Annotated in this window: 18 protein-coding genes and 1 tRNA gene; 1 reads left to right on the top strand and 18 read right to left on the bottom strand. The window is 65.8% G+C overall.

Annotated elements, in window-relative coordinates; genetic code table 11:
- Window positions 1-224: 224 nt before the first annotated feature.
- The 18 genes from M9978_RS12340 to M9978_RS12250 all read right to left on the bottom strand — a co-directional run bounded on the left by M9978_RS12340 (window position 225) and on the right by M9978_RS12250 (window position 15,279).
- The gene (locus M9978_RS12340; RefSeq protein ID WP_254293593.1) at window positions 225-479 is read right to left on the bottom strand and encodes an ATP synthase F1 subunit epsilon; all 255 of its coding nucleotides are present in this window, start codon (window positions 477-479) and stop codon (window positions 225-227) included.
- Between the two features lie 130 nt (window positions 480-609).
- Window positions 610-2,139, bottom strand: coding sequence for a F0F1 ATP synthase subunit beta (gene atpD / locus M9978_RS12335; RefSeq protein ID WP_254293591.1), 1,530 nt, complete (start codon window positions 2,137-2,139; stop codon window positions 610-612).
- Between the two features lie 19 nt (window positions 2,140-2,158).
- The gene (locus M9978_RS12330; protein WP_254293589.1) at window positions 2,159-2,725 is read right to left on the bottom strand and encodes a hypothetical protein; all 567 of its coding nucleotides are present in this window, start codon (window positions 2,723-2,725) and stop codon (window positions 2,159-2,161) included.
- Window positions 2,726-2,728: 3 nt separating this feature from the next.
- Window positions 2,729-3,619 carry a F0F1 ATP synthase subunit gamma gene (locus M9978_RS12325; RefSeq protein WP_254293587.1) on the bottom strand — a complete coding sequence of 297 codons (891 nt, stop codon included), beginning with the start codon at window positions 3,617-3,619 and terminating at the stop codon, window positions 2,729-2,731.
- Window positions 3,620-3,666: 47 nt separating this feature from the next.
- Window positions 3,667-5,196: a F0F1 ATP synthase subunit alpha gene (gene atpA, locus M9978_RS12320; RefSeq protein WP_254293585.1), complete on the bottom strand. Its 1,530-nt coding sequence runs from the start codon at window positions 5,194-5,196 to the stop codon at window positions 3,667-3,669.
- A gap of 11 nt (window positions 5,197-5,207) precedes the next feature.
- Window positions 5,208-5,762, bottom strand: a complete 555-nt coding sequence (locus M9978_RS12315) for a F0F1 ATP synthase subunit delta (RefSeq protein ID WP_254293583.1) — start codon at window positions 5,760-5,762, stop codon at window positions 5,208-5,210.
- Window positions 5,763-5,915: 153 nt separating this feature from the next.
- Window positions 5,916-6,380, bottom strand: a complete 465-nt coding sequence (locus M9978_RS23340; protein ID WP_436977189.1) for a BrnA antitoxin family protein — start codon at window positions 6,378-6,380, stop codon at window positions 5,916-5,918.
- A gap of 146 nt (window positions 6,381-6,526) precedes the next feature.
- A complete protein-coding gene (gene nusG, locus M9978_RS12300) occupies window positions 6,527-7,063 on the bottom strand; it encodes a transcription termination/antitermination protein NusG (protein WP_254293581.1) in 537 nt (178 codons plus the stop codon).
- Between the two features lie 16 nt (window positions 7,064-7,079).
- On the bottom strand, window positions 7,080-7,277 hold the full coding sequence (secE, locus tag M9978_RS12295; protein WP_254293579.1) for a preprotein translocase subunit SecE: 198 nt from the start codon (window positions 7,275-7,277) through the stop codon (window positions 7,080-7,082).
- 219 nt (window positions 7,278-7,496) lie between these two features.
- Entirely contained in the window at window positions 7,497-7,745 is a 249-nt protein-coding gene (locus M9978_RS12290; RefSeq protein WP_254293577.1) for a hypothetical protein, read from the bottom strand.
- 146 nt (window positions 7,746-7,891) lie between these two features.
- The gene (locus M9978_RS12285; protein ID WP_254293575.1) at window positions 7,892-8,791 is read right to left on the bottom strand and encodes a carbon-nitrogen hydrolase family protein; all 900 of its coding nucleotides are present in this window, start codon (window positions 8,789-8,791) and stop codon (window positions 7,892-7,894) included.
- A complete protein-coding gene (locus M9978_RS12280) occupies window positions 8,788-9,375 on the bottom strand; it encodes a GNAT family N-acetyltransferase (protein ID WP_254293573.1) in 588 nt (195 codons plus the stop codon). Before M9978_RS12280 ends, M9978_RS12285 begins: the two co-directional genes overlap by 4 nt.
- A gap of 12 nt (window positions 9,376-9,387) precedes the next feature.
- Window positions 9,388-9,801, bottom strand: a complete 414-nt coding sequence (locus M9978_RS12275) for a ketosteroid isomerase-related protein (RefSeq protein ID WP_254293571.1) — start codon at window positions 9,799-9,801, stop codon at window positions 9,388-9,390.
- Window positions 9,802-9,912: 111 nt separating this feature from the next.
- A complete protein-coding gene (locus M9978_RS12270) occupies window positions 9,913-10,134 on the bottom strand; it encodes a hypothetical protein (RefSeq protein WP_254293569.1) in 222 nt (73 codons plus the stop codon).
- Window positions 10,135-10,305: 171 nt separating this feature from the next.
- A complete protein-coding gene (locus M9978_RS12265; protein ID WP_254293567.1) occupies window positions 10,306-10,884 on the bottom strand; it encodes a YqaA family protein in 579 nt (192 codons plus the stop codon).
- 40 nt (window positions 10,885-10,924) lie between these two features.
- A tRNA-Trp gene (locus M9978_RS12260) sits at window positions 10,925-11,001 on the bottom strand.
- A gap of 57 nt (window positions 11,002-11,058) precedes the next feature.
- Window positions 11,059-13,419 (bottom strand): putative bifunctional diguanylate cyclase/phosphodiesterase, encoded by a 2,361-nt coding sequence (locus tag M9978_RS12255; protein WP_254293565.1) that lies wholly within the window; start codon window positions 13,417-13,419, stop codon window positions 11,059-11,061.
- Between the two features lie 93 nt (window positions 13,420-13,512).
- The gene (locus M9978_RS12250; RefSeq protein ID WP_254293563.1) at window positions 13,513-15,279 is read right to left on the bottom strand and encodes a fatty acyl-AMP ligase; all 1,767 of its coding nucleotides are present in this window, start codon (window positions 15,277-15,279) and stop codon (window positions 13,513-13,515) included.
- A gap of 134 nt (window positions 15,280-15,413) precedes the next feature.
- Between M9978_RS12250 and M9978_RS12245 the strand changes: the two genes are divergently transcribed.
- Window positions 15,414-15,962: a regulatory protein RecX gene (locus M9978_RS12245; RefSeq protein ID WP_254293561.1), complete on the top strand. Its 549-nt coding sequence runs from the start codon at window positions 15,414-15,416 to the stop codon at window positions 15,960-15,962.
- The last annotated feature ends 3 nt before the right edge of the window (window positions 15,963-15,965 follow it).

Raw genomic sequence — 15,965 nt, 5'->3', positions numbered from 1 at the left:
CGCTCGCGCAAATCAATCGAATAGGCTCGGCTCATCCCTGCTGGCCTCCTGCCCAGCCAGCAGGTTGAATCAGAAATCCCCCAACAAGGGAATCCAGATTCAATCAATCACGATCACGCTCTAGGACCCAATTCCTCCCCTCCGGGGAAGGAATGACCTCACCCACAATGAAAAAAGCCGCGGGATCGCTCCCGCGGCCTTTTCTTGCCCGTCGAGCGGACGGCTTATTCGGCGCGTTCGGCCAGCACGGTCAGCCCGCGCTCGTTCACTTCGGCGAAGCCGCCTTCGATGCGGATCGTCTCGGGCGTGGTCGCGCCGGCCTTGTAGATTTCGAGATTGCCGTCGCGGATCGTCGACATCAGCGGCGCATGGCCCTCCAGCACGCCGAAGTCGCCTTCGGTGCCGGGGACGACGACCATATGCACCTCTTCCGAGCGGACGAGGCGTTCCGGCGTCACGAGTTCGAAGTGCAGTGCCATTGTTTTCTTCCTAAGCCTCTCCCCTTCAGGGGGAGGGGTTGGGGTGGGGCGTTTCAGTCTCACCGAGACCGGAGCCTATGTGGATAGGCCCACCCCAACCCCTCCCGTAAAGGGAGGGGCTAGTGGAAAGTTACGCCTCGTCGGCCAGCTTCTTGGCCTTGGCGATCGCATCGTCGATGCCGCCGACCATGTAGAAGGCCGCTTCGGGCAGATGGTCATAGTCGCCCGCGACCACCGCCTTGAACGACTTGATCGTGTCCTCGATCTGCACGAACGCACCGGGGATGCCGGTGAACACCTCGGCGACGTGGAACGGCTGGCTGAGGAAACGCTGGATCTTGCGAGCGCGCGAGACCGTCAGCTTATCTTCTTCCGACAGTTCGTCCATGCCGAGGATCGCGATGATGTCCTGCAGCGACTTGTACTTCTGCAGCGTCGACTGGACGGCGCGGGCGGTCTCGTAATGCTCCTGGCCGACGATGCGCGGCTCGAGCACACGCGAGGTCGAGTCGAGCGGATCGACCGCCGGGTAGATGCCCAGCTCCGAGATCGCGCGGTTGAGCACGGTCGTCGCGTCCAGATGGGCGAACGAGGTCGCCGGCGCCGGGTCGGTCAAGTCGTCGGCGGGCACGTACACGGCCTGCACCGAGGTGATCGAACCCTTGTTGGTCGAGGTGATGCGCTCCTGCAGCGCGCCCATGTCGGTCGACAGCGTCGGCTGATAGCCCACCGCCGACGGGATGCGGCCGAGCAGCGCCGACACTTCCGCGCCCGCCTGGGTGAAGCGGAAGATGTTGTCGACGAAGAACAGCACGTCCTGGCCTTCGACGTCGCGGAAATATTCGGCGATCGTCAGGCCCGACAGCGCGACGCGCGCGCGGGCGCCCGGCGGCTCGTTCATCTGGCCATAGACCAGCGCCACCTTCGAACCTTCGCTGATGGCATTGCCGTCGGCGTCCTTGGCGATGACGCCTGCGTCGAGGAACTCGTGATAGAGGTCGTTGCCCTCACGGGTACGCTCGCCGACGCCCGCGAACACCGACGTGCCGCCATGGCCCTTGGCGATGTTGTTGATCAGCTCCTGGATGAGCACGGTCTTGCCCACGCCGGCGCCGCCGAACAGGCCGATCTTGCCGCCCTTCGCATAAGGCGCGAGCAGGTCGATGACCTTGATGCCGGTGACCAGGATCGCGCTGTCGGTCGACTGGTCGACGAACAGCGGGGCCTCAGCATGGATCGGCGAACGCAGGTCGGTCTGCACCGGGCCGCGCTCGTCGATCGGCTCGCCGATCACGTTGAGGATGCGGCCGAGCGTCGCCGGGCCAACCGGGACCTGGATCTGCGCACCGGTGTCGGTGACGGCCTGGCCGCGGGTCAGCCCCTCGGTCGAGTCCATCGCGATGGTGCGGACGGTGCTCTCGCCGAGATGCTGTGCGACCTCGAGCACGAGGCGCTGGCCATTGTTGCTGGTTTCCAGCGCCGAGAGGATCTTGGGCAGCGCGCCGTCGAAGCTGACGTCGACGACCGCGCCGATCACCTGGCTGATGCGGCCGGTGCTGGTGCCGGCGACGGGCGCGGCGGCCTGCGTCGTGCCAGTGACGGCCTTGGGCGCGCGGGGCTTCCGGGCGGGCTTTTCTGCGGTGGGGGCTGCGGTTGCCATGATCGGTTCCTTGGCTTTCTTAGTTCGATTGCTTGGTAAAATTGATGGTCGTGCGGGCGTCCTTGCGGAGCACCGCGTAATTCGCGCCCGCGACCTTGCCGGTGGCGGGCTTGGCGTCAGCGGTCAGCGCGGCCTTGACGACCGCTTCGCCGTCGAGGCCCGCGACGCGCAGCACATTGCCGATCGACTCGAGCGCGCGCTGGCGCGAGGCTTCGGCCTGGGCCTGATCCTCGATCACCACATCGAACGACACGCCCTGCAACTGACTGGCATCGCCGCTCGCGGTGAAGGCCAGCGTGTTCTTCTTGCCCGCCGCGGTATCGGCGAGGCTGATCGGCGCGCCGTGCGACATGTGCATGTCGCCCATGACCTCATAGGCACCCGGACGCAGGCTCAGCTTCTCGAAGATCGCGATGGCCTCGCTCGCGGGCTTGGCGAACAGCTCGTCCCAGCCCCTGGTTTCGGCGGCGGGCGCAGCCACATTCTCCGCAGCCACGACGTTCTCCGCGCCGGCAGCATTGCCGGGCGCGGTTCCGCCGCAGCCCGCCAGCGCGAGCGCCGGAAGCAGGAGAAGGGCGAAACGCATCGCTTAGAGCGCCTCGGCGCCCGAGATGATCTCGACCAGCTCGGTCGTGATCGCGGCCTGACGCTGGCGGTTATAGACCGTGTTGAGCCGCTTGATCAGGTCACCGGCGTTGCGCGTGGCGTTGTCCATCGCGGTCATCTTGCTGCCCTGCTCCGACGCGGCGTTCTCGCGGATCGCGCGATAGAGCTGGATCGCGACGTTGCGCGGCAACAGGTCGGCGAGGATCGCTTCCTCGTCCGGCTCATAGATGACGGCGGCGGGCGCACCCTGGCTGACCGGCGTGCCGGCCGGGACCGAGCTCGGCGCGACCGGGATGATCTGCTGCTCGGTCGGTTCCTGCGCCAGCACTGACCTGAAGTTCGAATAGAACAGATGCGCCACGTCGAACTGGCCGGCTTCGTAGCGGGCGATCAGGTCGTCGGCATAGCCGCGCGCGCTGGAAAAGGTCAGCTTGCCAAGGTCGCCCGGCTCGATCGAGTGGATGAAGTCCTTGGGATAGAGCCGGTTCAACACCGCGCGGCCCTTGCGGCCGATCGTGTAGAATTTGACCGTCCTGCCCTCGGCGATCAGCTCGCCCGCGCGCTTGCGGGCGAGGCGCGCGATGTTGGTGTTGAACGCGCCGGCGAGGCCCTTGTCCGAAGTCGCGACGACGAACAGATGGACCTGATCCTTGCCGGTGCCGGCAAGCAGCTTGGGGCTGGATTCGCTGACGGTCACCTTGCTGGCGAGCGAGGCGACGACGCTTTCGAGGCGCTGGGCATAGGGACGCCCGGCCTCGGCCGCTTCCTGCGCCCGGCGCAGCTTGGCGGCGGCGACCATCTTCATCGCCTTGGTGATCTTCTGCGTCGACTTCACCGAAGCGATGCGGATCTTGAGTGCCTTGAGGCTGGCCATTTATCGTCCGTTTCTAGCCCCGGCCGCCGGAGCGGCCGGGAAAGAGATCAAGCAAAGGTCTTGCCGAACGCTGCGAGCGCGTCCTTGAGCTGACCCTTGACGTCGTCGCCCAGATCCTTGGTGTCGCGGATCGTCTCGAGGATGCCGGCGTGCTTGCTGCGCAGCTCCGCGAGCATCGCGGCCTCGTAACGGGTCACGTCCTGCACCGGCACGCTGTCGATATAGCCGTTGGTGCCCGCGAAGATCGACACCGTCTGCTCCTCGAACGGCAGTGGCGAGAACTGCGGTTGCTTGAGCAGCTCGGTCAGGCGCGCGCCGCGGTTGAGCAGCTTCTGCGTCGAGGCGTCGAGGTCCGAGCCGAACTGAGCGAAGGCAGCCATTTCGCGATACTGCGCCAGCTCCAGCTTGATCGAGCCGGCGACCTTCTTCATCGCCTTGGTCTGCGCCGACGAACCCACGCGGCTCACCGACAGACCCACGTTGATCGCCGGACGGATGCCCGCGAAGAACAGGTCGGTCTCGAGGAAGATCTGGCCGTCGGTGATCGAGATCACGTTGGTCGGAATGTACGCCGACACGTCGCCTGCCTGAGTCTCGATGATCGGCAGCGCGGTCAGCGAGCCATTGCCATTGGCGTCGTTGAGCTTCGCGGCGCGCTCCAGCAGGCGGCTGTGCAGATAGAACACGTCGCCTGGATACGCTTCGCGGCCCGGCGGGCGGCGCAGCAGCAGCGACATCTGGCGATAGGCGACCGCCTGCTTCGACAGATCGTCGAACACGATCAGCGCGTGCATGCCGTTGTCGCGGAAATACTCGCCCATCGCGGTGCCGGTATAGGGCGCGAGGAACTGCAGCGGGGCCGGCTCCGACGCGGTCGCGGCGACGACGATGGAATATTCCATCGCGCCATTCTCTTCGAGCGTCTTGACCAGCTGGGCGACCGTCGAGCGCTTCTGGCCGACCGCGACATAGACGCAGTACAGCTTCTTGCTCTCGTCATCACCGGCGTTGGTGTGCTTCTGGTTGATGAAGGTGTCGATCGCGACGGCCGACTTGCCGGTCTGGCGGTCGCCGATGATCAGCTCGCGCTGGCCGCGGCCAACGGGGACGAGTGCGTCGATCGCCTTCAGGCCGGTCTGCACCGGCTCGTGCACCGACTTGCGCGGGATGATGCCGGGCGCCTTCACCTCGACGCGCGAGCGCTGATCGGAGACGATCGGACCCTTGCCGTCGATCGGGTTGCCCAGGCCATCGACCACGCGGCCGAGCAGGCCCCTGCCGACGGGGACGTCCACGATCGTGCCGGTGCGCTTGACGACGTCACCTTCCTTGATCTCGCTGTCGGAGCCGAAGATCACGACGCCGACATTGTCGGCTTCGAGGTTGAGCGCCATGCCCTGCACGCCGTTCGAGAACTCGACCATCTCGCCCGCCTGGACGTTGTCGAGGCCGTGGACGCGCGCGATGCCGTCACCGACGCTCAGCACCTGGCCGGTCTCGCTGACCTCTGCCTCGGAGCCGAAATTGGCGATCTGGTCCTTGATGACCTTCGAGATTTCTGCGGCGCGGATATCCATTGTCTTAGCCTTCAGCCTTTCATCGCGTGCGCGAGGGAATTGAGACGGGTCTTGATCGAGCTGTCGATCATCTGGCTGCCGATCTTCACGACCAGGCCGCCAAGCAGCGAAGCGTCGACCGACAGGTCGACATTGACGTCACGGCCGACGCGCTGGCGCAGCTGCGCCTTGAGCGCCTCGACCTGATCGTTCGAGAGCGGATGCGCCGAAACCACTTCGGCGGTCACTTCGCCGCGGTGATTCGCGGCGAGCGCACGGAACGCACGGGCAATCGCCGGCAGTTCCTTGAGGCGGCGGTTCTGCGCGAGCACGCCGAGGAAGTTGGCGGTGAGCGAATCGAGCTTCAGCGCCTTCGCCGCCGCCGCCACGCCATTCGCCGCGTCGCCGCGCCCGATCAGCGGGCTCGTGGTGAGCGAGGCGAAATCCGCCGAATCGGTCAGCGCCTGGCGGACGGTGGAAAGGCTCGATTCGACCGTCTCGATCGATCCGCCTTCGCGTGCCAGTTCGAACAGGGCGGTCGCATAACGTCCGCTTAGGCTGGCTTGAATACCGCCGGAATTATCCACGCGATGCTGCTTCCTCTTGGGCTTACCAGAAATGGCCCCATGCAAAAAAGGGGCAGGCCGGAAAGGCAGCCCCGCTTGGGTTGGCGGGCGCGTAGCAAAGGGGTGCACAGGATGCAACCCGAGTCCGGTTGCAGTGCGGTATGGCGTGGCGGATTACACCTCGGCGCGGCGCAGTGCCTCATTGATTCGCGTCTGCCAGCCCGGGCCGGTGGCGCGGAACTTGGCCAGCACGTCCTTGTCGATGCGCAGCGCGACCTGCTCCTTGTTGGAGCCGCGCGGGCGGCCGGTCTTGGCCTTGGCGAAGGCCGCGATCACTTCGGCGGGCAGCACCTCGGCAGCGGGCCTTGCTCGCGCGAAGTCCTCTTCTGTCCATTCGGGGTCGTCGTCGTCAAAAACGACGGGCGGCACTCTATCTGCCATAGCGGCGCATCTCCTTTTCACGCGCGCGCGGAAGCTGATGATCCGAACGGCGTCCTCGCGAAACGTGAACACTAGACAATGTCTGATGCCGTCAATCCGTCCGAAGGCGCGATACCGGACCTCACCATAGTCCGCGCGATTATCGATTTCGACCACGGCATCGCCCAATTCGAAGCGATGGGCGTCCGCCAAAGGCAGCCCGTGCTTCCGAGTTCACGGCATCCTTCGCGGGATCGAACTCGATATCCACGGCAGTTTATGCAGATGCAAAAACGCCGGGGATCAAGGTCTACAAACGAAAAAGGCCAGCGCGAAGGCTGGCCTGTTCCGATGCGTTAGACGATTTACTTGCTGCGCTCGACCTGGTCGAAATCCAGCTCGACCGGGGTCGCGCGGCCGAAGATCGACACGCTGACCTTGACCTTCGACTTGTCGAAATCGAGCTCCTCGACCACGCCGTTGAAGCTCGCGAACGGGCCGTCCAGCACCTTGACCGAGTCGCCGATCTCGTAATCGACCTTGATCTGGTGCTTGGGCGCGGCGGCGGCTTCCTCCTTGGTATTGAGGATGCGCGCGGCTTCGGCCTCGCTGATCGCCTGGGGCTTGCCCATCGAGCCGAGGAAGCCGGTCACCTTCGGCGTGTTTTTCACCAGGTGATAGACGTCGTCGTTCATCGACAGCTTGGCCAGCACATAACCGGGGAAGAACTTGCGCTCCGACTGCACCTTCTTGCCGCGGCGCACTTCGGTCACGGTCTCGACCGGCACCTCGACCTGCTCGACCAGCGCGTCGAGGCCGAGCCGCGTCGCGTCGGACAGGATCTGGTCCCGCACCTTGTTCTCGAAGCCCGAATAGGCGTGAATGATGTACCAGCGCGCCATGACGATCCCTGTTCTGTTATGCGGCGAAGCTAAGGAGGAACTTGACGATCGCGTCGAAGAAGCGATCGACGCCGAAGAAGAAGATGCCCAGCAGCGATGCCATGATGAACACCATCACGGCGGTCATCACGGTTTCCTTGCGCGTCGGCCAGACGACCTTCTTCGTCTCGGCCTGTACCTGGCGCATGAATTCGAGCGGACTGGTCTTGGCCACCTGGTTTGCCTCGCAAATGTTTGCCCGTCAGCGGGACAGGTTTCGCCGCCCGGCTCCGTCAAGGAACCCGGCGAAGCCCATCCACGCTGTCGGATTGGGGGCGGTATCTAGCGACTCGGGAGGCAGCGGGCAAGGGGGCGCGCAAGCAGCGCGCTTGAACGCATACAGGGCGCTTCTCCACAGAGAAACGCCCCGCGCGGCCGAACGAAAAACGGGCGATCAGTTGCTGTCGGAATCGTCGATGATCTCGACCAGACCCCAGATCATGGCGCCCGCCACGACCGCGAGCAGGACATAGCCCAGTGCCGATCCGCCGGTGAGTTCGTTGCCGTCACCGGCATCGCTGGCCGCGCGCGAGATGGCGGGCGAATTGCCGAGACTCAGCGCCTGCGCCGACGTCGCCTGCGCCGTCGTGGCGGTCAGCAGCGAGAGCGATGCGACGAGCATCGCCAGAAACTTCTTGATCACGGGCCTTCTCCTCCATTGCGATTGCACGCCGCGCTCTAGACAGCGGACCGATGGCGATCATCGGTCGGAAGCTGACATGCGCTCGCACGGCTCAACCGGGTGGCCAACGCCGCGTTCCGGCGGCTCTGCTGCGATGCGGCGAAACGTTAGCTGCGAAGGTCGAGCAGTTCGACACGGGGCAGGGTGACCGATCCGCCCTGCTCGTGCCAATGCGCATGGTTGAAGACGGCGCCCTCGCGCCGCACGCGCTCGACCCGCGCCGGGTCGATCTCGCCGAACACCCAGCCGGGCCGATCCAGCTCGCCCTGCGCGACGTTGCCGTCCGCCGGAAAACCGAGATCGGGCGGGCCGAAGATGCCCGCCGCGCCGTGGCTCGTGCCGAGCGACGGCGTCCATTCGGCCTCGCCGATCACCGGCGACTGCACGACATAGCATTGATTCTCGAGCGCCCGCGCCCGCGCACCCACGCGCACGCGATGAAAGCCGTGCAGCGAATCGGTTGCCGACGGCGCAAGGATCAGCGTCGCGCCCGCCTCGGCCAGCGCGCGGACCAGCAGCGGGAATTCGACATCATAACAGATGGCGATCCCGATGCGGCCGAGATCGGTGTCGAACAGGGTCAGCGCTGCGCCGCTCGCGATGTCCCATTCCTCGCGCTCGAAGCGAGTCATCACGATCTTGCGCTGCGTGCCCGACTTGCCGTTGGGCGCGAACAACCGCGCATGGTTGCGGAACCGGCCATCGGCTTCGCGCACGGGGAGGCTCGCGGCGCAGATATGCATGCCATATCGCGCGGCGAGGCCCGCGTGCAGCGAATCGACTTGTTCGACCAATGCGCCGAGCGCCGCGATCGAGGCGTGGAGGTCGTCGACGCTCGCCGGGTCGAGGGCGGTCAGCTCCATCCCGCCATATTCGGGAAATACCGCCAGCTTCGCGCCGCCCGCCGCCGCCTCGGCCACCCAGCGCTCGATCTTGGCGGCATAGTCGGCGAAGCTCGCCAGTTGCTCGACCGGATATTGCGCTGCCGCGAGGATGAACGCGCTCACAGCGCGCGGCTCCAGAACTGCAACGCATGCGGTGATTCGGCGGCCTCGCCGATCTCGCGCCAGTCGAGACGGCAGGTCAGCCCCGGCACCTCCGCATAGCCGCGTTTCGTCCAGAAATGATGGTGGCTGCGCGCATCGGCGGGGCGCAGCGGGTGGTCGGCGGTGCGGACCACCGAGCAGAACAGCGCCGTTTCTGCGTCCGCCGCCCGTGCGCCCGCCTCACGATGGTCGAAAAAGGCGTGGCCGATGCCATGGCCACGATAGCCCGGCAGCAGCACCGATTCGCCGAAATAGAAGCAGCGGCTGATGTCGAACCGGGCTGCGGCGACCGGCTCGCGAATCTCGGGCGCTTGCGCCGTCATCGGCGACGCGGTGGCCATGCCGACGATCGCGTCGCCGTCGAACGCTGCGGCCAACACAGCGTGCGGCGCGTGCGCGAAGGCGGTCAGATAGGCCGCCTCATAGCCGGCATCGCCGTCGTAGAGATAAGGCCATTCGCGGAACACCGCGATCCGCAGCCGCGCGAGATCGTCGAGCTGCTCGGCGATCTGGCCCGGTTCGAGCGTGCGGACTGCGATCCCCATCGAAATGGCTGCTCAGCCTTCGACCTGCCGCGTCCAGTCGGCGAGGTTGTAATAGACGCTGACGCGCGCGATCCGCCCGTCGCTGATGTCGAAGAACGCCCCGGCGGGCAGCATGTAGCGCTGGCCCAATGCGGGCGGCAGGCCTTCGTCGGTGGTCAGATATTCGCCATGCACCACGAATTCGGCCGCGCCGCGCGCGCCGTCTTCGGATGCCATCAGCACGATGCCGTCGAGCCGCTCGCGATAGCAGCGGTCCATATGGCCGAGAAATGCGCGGAAGGCGTCCTTGCCGGTCTGGCGCTCGCCTTGGTTGATGTCATGCGCCACGTCATCGGCGAGGCAGGCGAGCATCGCTTCGCGGTCGCCGGCATTGAAGGCGGCGTAGTAACGCGAAAGCAGGTCGAGCGAATCGGTGCGGCTGGTCATCGCGCGCTCATAGCAATGTTTTGCGGGTCGACGAGCGGGTCACGGCCGCAACGCACAAAAAATGGCGGCCGAAGCCGCCATTTCCCGCGATCCGCAAGGATCGAATAAGGCTTAGTTGCTGTCCGAAGTCAGCTCGATCACGCCCCACACGACCAGGCCAAGCGCGATCGCGGCGAGGACCCATGCGGTGGTGCCGACCAGCTCGTTGCTCTCGCCGGTGGCGGTCGCAGCGCGCGGGCTGTTCTGCAGGCTAAGCGCCTGAGCCGAGGTGGCCTGAGCGGTGCTGCCCATGAGCAGCGCTGCGGTAGCCGCAGCAGCAAACATCTTCTTCATAAAACTTCTCCCCTTCAAAACTGCAGTGCAGGCAAAGTTGCACGCCTGACGGCACGTCTCCGACTACGCTCGGTGACGCATAGGCATCCATTTCACTACGATTGCGTTACACGCAAGCATATTTTTTGCAGTGCGGTACGATTTCACCCCCAGAACGGGTATAACTATCGATTATATCAGCGCGACCACTGCAAAACCGCCGATCAGCGCCGCCAGAACGACCCACCCGATCAGGTTCATCCGTTCTTCGATCACCCTTTGCACGGGCTCGCCGAATCGCTTGAGCAGATAGGCGACGAGGAAGAAGCGCGCGCCGCGGGTGATCGAGGCCAGAATCACGAACAGCGGGAAGTTGAAGGTGAAGATGCCGCTGGCGATGGTGACCAGCTTGAACGGGATCGGCGTCAGCCCCTTGATCAGGATCACCGCCGCGCCATACTGGTCGTACAGCGCCTTGAGCCCCGCAATCTTGCCCTCGAGATGATAGAGGTCGAGCAGCCACTTGCCCACGCTCTCGTACAGGAAATAGCCGATCCCATAGCCGAGCATGGCGCCGAGCACCGACGAGATCGTGCAGATCGCGGCGATTCGATAGGCCTGCTCGCGCCGTGCCAGGATCATTGGCACCAGCATCACGTCCGGCGGGATCGGGAAGAAGCTGCTCTCGGCAAACGACACCGCCGCCATGTAGCGGTCGGCATGACGGTGACCGGCGAGCTTGAGCGTCCAGTCGTACAGCGCGCGGAACATGCGGGGCGGAACCTCGGTGGTCCGGTGCGACCGGAAAAGATGGCAGGGGAGCTCGGATTCGAACCGAGGGCCTTCGGTTTTGGAGACCGACGCTCTAACCAGCTGAGCTACACCCCTGTGCGGTGGAGCGCTTTAGCGTCGCGTGTCGGCGGGGGCAAGCGCCGCTTGGCGGAATTACGCCGCGACGCTCGTCCCGCCGCTCTCGCGCGTCGCCAGCCCGCGCGCCTCGAGCACGGGCAGCGGGCGGCCGAAATAATAGCCTTGTACCTTGGTGCAGCCCAACGCCTGGATCATGCGGTGCTCGTCCTCGGTTTCGACGCCTTCCGCGGTCGTCGCCATGCCGAGGCTGTCGGCCAGCGCGACGACGGCGCGAATGATCGCGATCGCCTCCTTGCTGCCCTTGGAGGCGCCCTGCACGAAGCTGCGGTCGACCTTGATCGACGAGAAGCGCGTGCGGCTGAGATAGCCGAGCGAGGAATAGCCCGTGCCGAAATCGTCGAGGCTGAGGCGCACGCCCAGATCGAGGATCATTTCGAGCGTCTGCACCGCCGCCGTGCCTTCGCGCATGAACACGCTTTCTGTCACCTCCAGCTCGAGCCGCTCGGGGCGCAGCCCGCTGTCCTGCAGCGCGGTAGCGACGAACGAGGCGAAGGCGGGGTTGTGCAGCTGTTCGGGGCTGACATTGACCGCGACGCGGATCGGGCTGTCCCAGCGCGCCGCTTCCATGCACGCGTTTCGCAGCACCCATTCGCCGATCGGCGCGATCAGCCGCGCTTCCTCGGCCAAAGGCACGAACTTGGCCGGTGAGATGTTGCCATGTTCGGGATGCGTCCAGCGCAGCAGCGCCTCGAACCCCATCAGAGCGCCGGTGCCGGCCTGCACCACCGGCTGATAAAGCAGATGAAACTGGTCATTCTCGAGTGCCGCGCGCAGCGCCATTTCGAGCACCCGGCGCTCCTCGGCCTGGGTGTGCAATTCGGGCTCATAGGCGTGATAGGCGCCGCCGCCGGCATCCTTGGAGCGATAGAGCGCAAGGTCGGCCGAGCGGATCAGCATCTCCGCGGTGCGGCCGTCGCGCGGGCCCATCGCGAGGCCGACGCTGGCGCCGATAAAGAGCGTGTGCGCATCGACCTCATAAGGCTGCGACAGCACGCCGATGATGGTCTGAGCGAGCCGCTCGACCGCGGCGGTGTCGGTCGCGTCGCGCACCACCACGGCGAACTCGTCGCCGCCCAGCCGCCCGATCATCTCCTTGGCGCTCATCAGCTGCTTGAGCCGCTCCGACACGCGCATCAGCAGCCGGTCGCCGACGGGGTGGCCGAGCGTGTCGTTGACTGCCTTGAAGCGGTCGAGGTCGATCATCATGAAGGCGCAGCGCGAACTCCATTTGTCGGCTTCGGCCATCGCCAGTGCCAGCGTCTCGTTGATCAGTAGCCGGTTGGGCAGGCCGGTGAGCGAATCGTAACGCGCCATGCGGCTGATCTTGCTCGCCGATTCACGCGCCTCGGTGACGTCCGATCCGACGCCCCGAAAGCCGCAGAACGCGCCGTCCTCGCCAAAGCGCGGCGACCCGGTCATTTCCCACCAGCGCTCGACCCCCTCGACCTTGACGGGTAGCAGCAGGTCGCGGAACGCCTCGCGCTTCTTGAGCCTGTCGGCCATGTCACGCAGCCCCGGCGCGAAGTCGCCGCTCTCCCATGCCGGTCCCGCCAGCACCTGCAGGAACGGCATGCCGTTGATCGCCTTGGGATCGACGCCGAGCGACACCGCGAAGCGCGGATTGGCGCGGATCACGCGCCGCTGCGCGTCGGTCTCCCACAGCCAGTCGGCGGCCTTGTCCTCGAACTCGCGCAGCAATAGGCTGACGGTCTCGTCGCGCTCGGTAAGCGCGAGCTCGTTGGCGCGAATGACGACCAGCGCCTTGCCGCGCGAATAGCAGGCGACTATCAGCAATGTCGTAAACAGCATCCACGCCGCGCTGAGCGTCGGAGAGAGCGAAAGCCAGGTCAGCGCCGCGACCGAACCGCCCAGCATCGCCATGAAGATGATCGTCGCGAGCGGCAGCGCGGCCATCGCGACCGCCGATGCGGCGATCAGGATCGCCACCACCGCCCATAAGCCCAAAGTCGCGCCCGCATCCGCCTGGATCCCGAAGAGCAGCGGCGCGATCGACCACACCGCGCCCAGCGCCACGCCGTCGAGCATGGTGTCGCGCACATCCTTGAGACTGGCAGCCCGCTCGGTACGATGCCGTGCCGACAGGCGGCGGAACGCGACCGCCACGCCGACTGCAGCGACTAGTGCGCCCCAGCTGGCGAGCTGCCACACTGGTATCAGATGCGCGAAGTTGAGCGTGACAAGCGCCGCGCCGAGCACATTGGCGGCGAGCATGAACACGGCGAGCTGGCTGCCGGCATTAAGCTGAGCCGCACGAATCGGCCCCCAATCCGTCGTATCCGCAGGATCGTACAGGCCTAGCAGCGCACGAACATCGATGCGCGGCTTCGCGAATTGAGAAGTCGTCTGGCTCGTCACGCGATCGAAATAGCCGCGAGCAGGTTAGCGAACGGTTAGATTTACCCGAAACGACGAAAATTTTTTTCCGCCGTTTCGAGGGGTTAACCTCGATCAGGCCGCGATGCTGTAGGGCTTGATCTCGCCGTTAAGATACTGATTCCGCGCCTTCGCCCGGCTCAGCTTGCCCGAACTGGTGCGTGGCAGCGTGCGTGGCGGGACCAGTTCGATCACGCAGTTCATGCCGGTCACCGTGCGCACTCGCTCGCGAATCTCCTCGCGCAGGCGGACGCGCTCGGCCTCGTCGCTGGTGCGGCACTGAACCAGCACCGCGGGGGTTTCCTCGCCGCCCGGCGTGGTGATTGCGAATGCGGCGACGTCACCCTGCTTGAACGCGGGCAGCTGCTCGACCGCCCATTCGATGTCCTGCGGCCAGTGATTCTTGCCGTTGACAATGATCATGTCCTTCGCCCGGCCGACGATGTAGATATAGCCGTCCGAGAGATAGCCCATGTCGCCGGTGTCGAGCCAGCCATCGACGAGGCACGCGGCGGTCGATTCGGGGTCGCGGAAATAGCCGACCATCACGCTTGGGCCGCGGCACCACACCTTGCCGATCGCGCGTTCGGGCAGCGGCGTGCCGTCCTCCTCGCGGATCTCGATCTCCATGTCGCGTGCGGGCTTGCCGCAATTGACGATCGCGCGGAAGCGCTGCGGCCGCTTGCCGCTGACGCCGGAGCTGTCGCCCGACAGCTGCGTCTCCTCGACCAGCTCGACGACGATCCCCTCGCCTGGCGGCATGATCGACACCGCCAGCGTCGCCTCAGCGAGGCCATAGCTCGGCAGGAAGGCGCTCGCCTTGAACCCGGCATCGGCAAAGGCATCGACGAACGACTGCATTACGTCGGGCCGGATCATGTCCGCGCCATTGCCCGCGACGCGCCAGCGCGACAGGTCGAAGCGATCGGCCGGGTGGCTCTGGCTGGAGATGCGCCGCGCGCAGATGTCGTAGCCGAAGGTTGGCGAATAGGAGAGGGTGGTGCCCTGGTTGCGGCTGATCAGGTCGAGCCATGCCAGCGGACGCCGCGCGAAATCCTCGGTCTTGAGATAGTCGGTCGAGACCTGGTTGGCGACGATCGACAGGAAGCAGCCGACCAGCCCCATGTCGTGATACCAGGGCAGCCACGAAACGCAGCGGTCGCCGTCGCCGACATGCATGCCATGGCTGTGCGCGGCGAGATTGTTGAGCAGCGCATGGTGTGTGATCGCCACGCCATGCGGAAAGCGCGTCGAACCGCTGCTATACTGAAGATAGGCGATGTCGTTGGTGTCGGCTTGCGGCAGCTCGGCCTGGGGCGCCTCGCGCTCGCCGAATTCGGCCCAGTCCATCCCCTCGACGCCGCGGTTGCTCGCGGCCTCGGCGCACATCGCGCCGATCTCCGGCGGATAGAACAGCATCGTCGGGTCGCAGCTGGTGAGCTGGACGGTGAGCTGGTCGATATAGCTCTGCGCGCCGCCGAAGCTGGTCGGGAGCGGCAGCGGCACCGGCCAGGCGCCGGCATAGATCACGCCGAAGAAGATCGAAGCGAATTCCGGCCCGGTCTCGGCGATCATCGCGATCCGGTCCTGCGGCTTCACGCCCGCAGCGATCAGGCGGTGCGCCTGGGCCAGCGCATCCGCGCGCATTTCGGAAAAGGGATAGGCACGGGTCAGCGTGCCGCGCGCGTCATGGAAGTTCAGCCCGCGCACGCCCTGCGCGGCATAATCCAGCGCATCGCCCAGCGTCGCGAAATCCGCGAAGCGGCGCGGAAGCGCGTCATCGGTCGGTGTCGGCTGCAATGCCGCGACGGTCTCGACCTTATCCTTGACGTTCAAAGCCATTCTCTCAATTTTCCGTGCCCCTGACCGTGACAGGCCGCCTCGCTATCGACGATTGGCCCCACATCAGAAATGCGGGCGGCTCTGCTACGCACTATCGTTCAAAATCGGTTGCCAGTGTGGCACAAAGAAGGCGCATGCCCAGAGTCCGCACAGGCGACTGCCGCCCCATTCCCCCGCTCGACGCGGCGTCGCTCGACCGGCTCGCGCTGCGCTATGTCGAGCGTTTCGCCACCACGCGCGGCAAGCTCGCCGCCTATCTCCACCGCAAGATTCGCGAGCGCGGCTGGGACGGGCCGCCAGCCGACCCGACCGCGCTCGCCGAGCGCTTCGCCAAGCTTGGCTATGTCAACGACCGGCTGTTCGCCGAATCCAAGGCCTCGGCGATGGCACGCCGCGGGCTGGGCGCGCGTCGCGTGAACGAGGCGCTGCGCCATGCCGGGATCGATGGAGACGATGCCGAGGCGATCGCCCCGCAAGTCGCCGCGCGGCGCGGCGAAACCGCTGTGGCTTTTGCCCGACGCAAGCGAATCGGGCCGTTCGCGCTCGCGCCCGCCGACCGCGCGGCACAGGCAAAGAGCGTCGCGGCAATGGTCCGGGCGGGCCATTCGCCCGATCTCGCGTGGAAGATTGTCCGGATGCAGCCGGGTGAAAACGTTGACCCGTTTCTGGAAGGCGATGGCTAACAA

Source organism: Sphingomonas tagetis, assembly GCF_024211275.1.
Classification (GTDB): Bacteria; Pseudomonadota; Alphaproteobacteria; order Sphingomonadales; family Sphingomonadaceae; genus Sphingomonas; species Sphingomonas tagetis.
Note: the sequence above shows the minus strand (reverse complement) of the source record. Positions and strands in the feature narration are given on the sequence as shown.

What these genes read in the sequence shown, in the direction of transcription:
- atpA (WP_254293585.1), bottom strand. Translation starts at nt 5,196, where the DNA reads ATGGATATCCGCGCCGCAGAAATCTCGAAGGTCATCAAGGACCAGATC.
- nusG (WP_254293581.1), bottom strand. Translation starts at nt 7,063, where the DNA reads ATGGCGCGCTGGTACATCATTCACGCCTATTCGGGCTTCGAGAACAAG.
- M9978_RS12330 (WP_254293589.1), bottom strand. Translation starts at nt 2,725, where the DNA reads ATGCGTTTCGCCCTTCTCCTGCTTCCGGCGCTCGCGCTGGCGGGCTGC.
- M9978_RS12245 (WP_254293561.1), top strand. Translation starts at nt 15,414, where the DNA reads ATGCCCAGAGTCCGCACAGGCGACTGCCGCCCCATTCCCCCGCTCGAC.
- M9978_RS12250 (WP_254293563.1), bottom strand. Translation starts at nt 15,279, where the DNA reads ATGGCTTTGAACGTCAAGGATAAGGTCGAGACCGTCGCGGCATTGCAG.
- M9978_RS12275 (WP_254293571.1), bottom strand. Translation starts at nt 9,801, where the DNA reads ATGACCAGCCGCACCGATTCGCTCGACCTGCTTTCGCGTTACTACGCC.
- M9978_RS12265 (WP_254293567.1), bottom strand. Translation starts at nt 10,884, where the DNA reads ATGTTCCGCGCGCTGTACGACTGGACGCTCAAGCTCGCCGGTCACCGT.
- atpD (WP_254293591.1), bottom strand. Translation starts at nt 2,139, where the DNA reads ATGGCAACCGCAGCCCCCACCGCAGAAAAGCCCGCCCGGAAGCCCCGC.
- M9978_RS12340 (WP_254293593.1), bottom strand. Translation starts at nt 479, where the DNA reads ATGGCACTGCACTTCGAACTCGTGACGCCGGAACGCCTCGTCCGCTCG.
- M9978_RS12280 (WP_254293573.1), bottom strand. Translation starts at nt 9,375, where the DNA reads ATGGGGATCGCAGTCCGCACGCTCGAACCGGGCCAGATCGCCGAGCAG.
- M9978_RS12325 (WP_254293587.1), bottom strand. Translation starts at nt 3,619, where the DNA reads ATGGCCAGCCTCAAGGCACTCAAGATCCGCATCGCTTCGGTGAAGTCG.
- M9978_RS12270 (WP_254293569.1), bottom strand. Translation starts at nt 10,134, where the DNA reads ATGAAGAAGATGTTTGCTGCTGCGGCTACCGCAGCGCTGCTCATGGGC.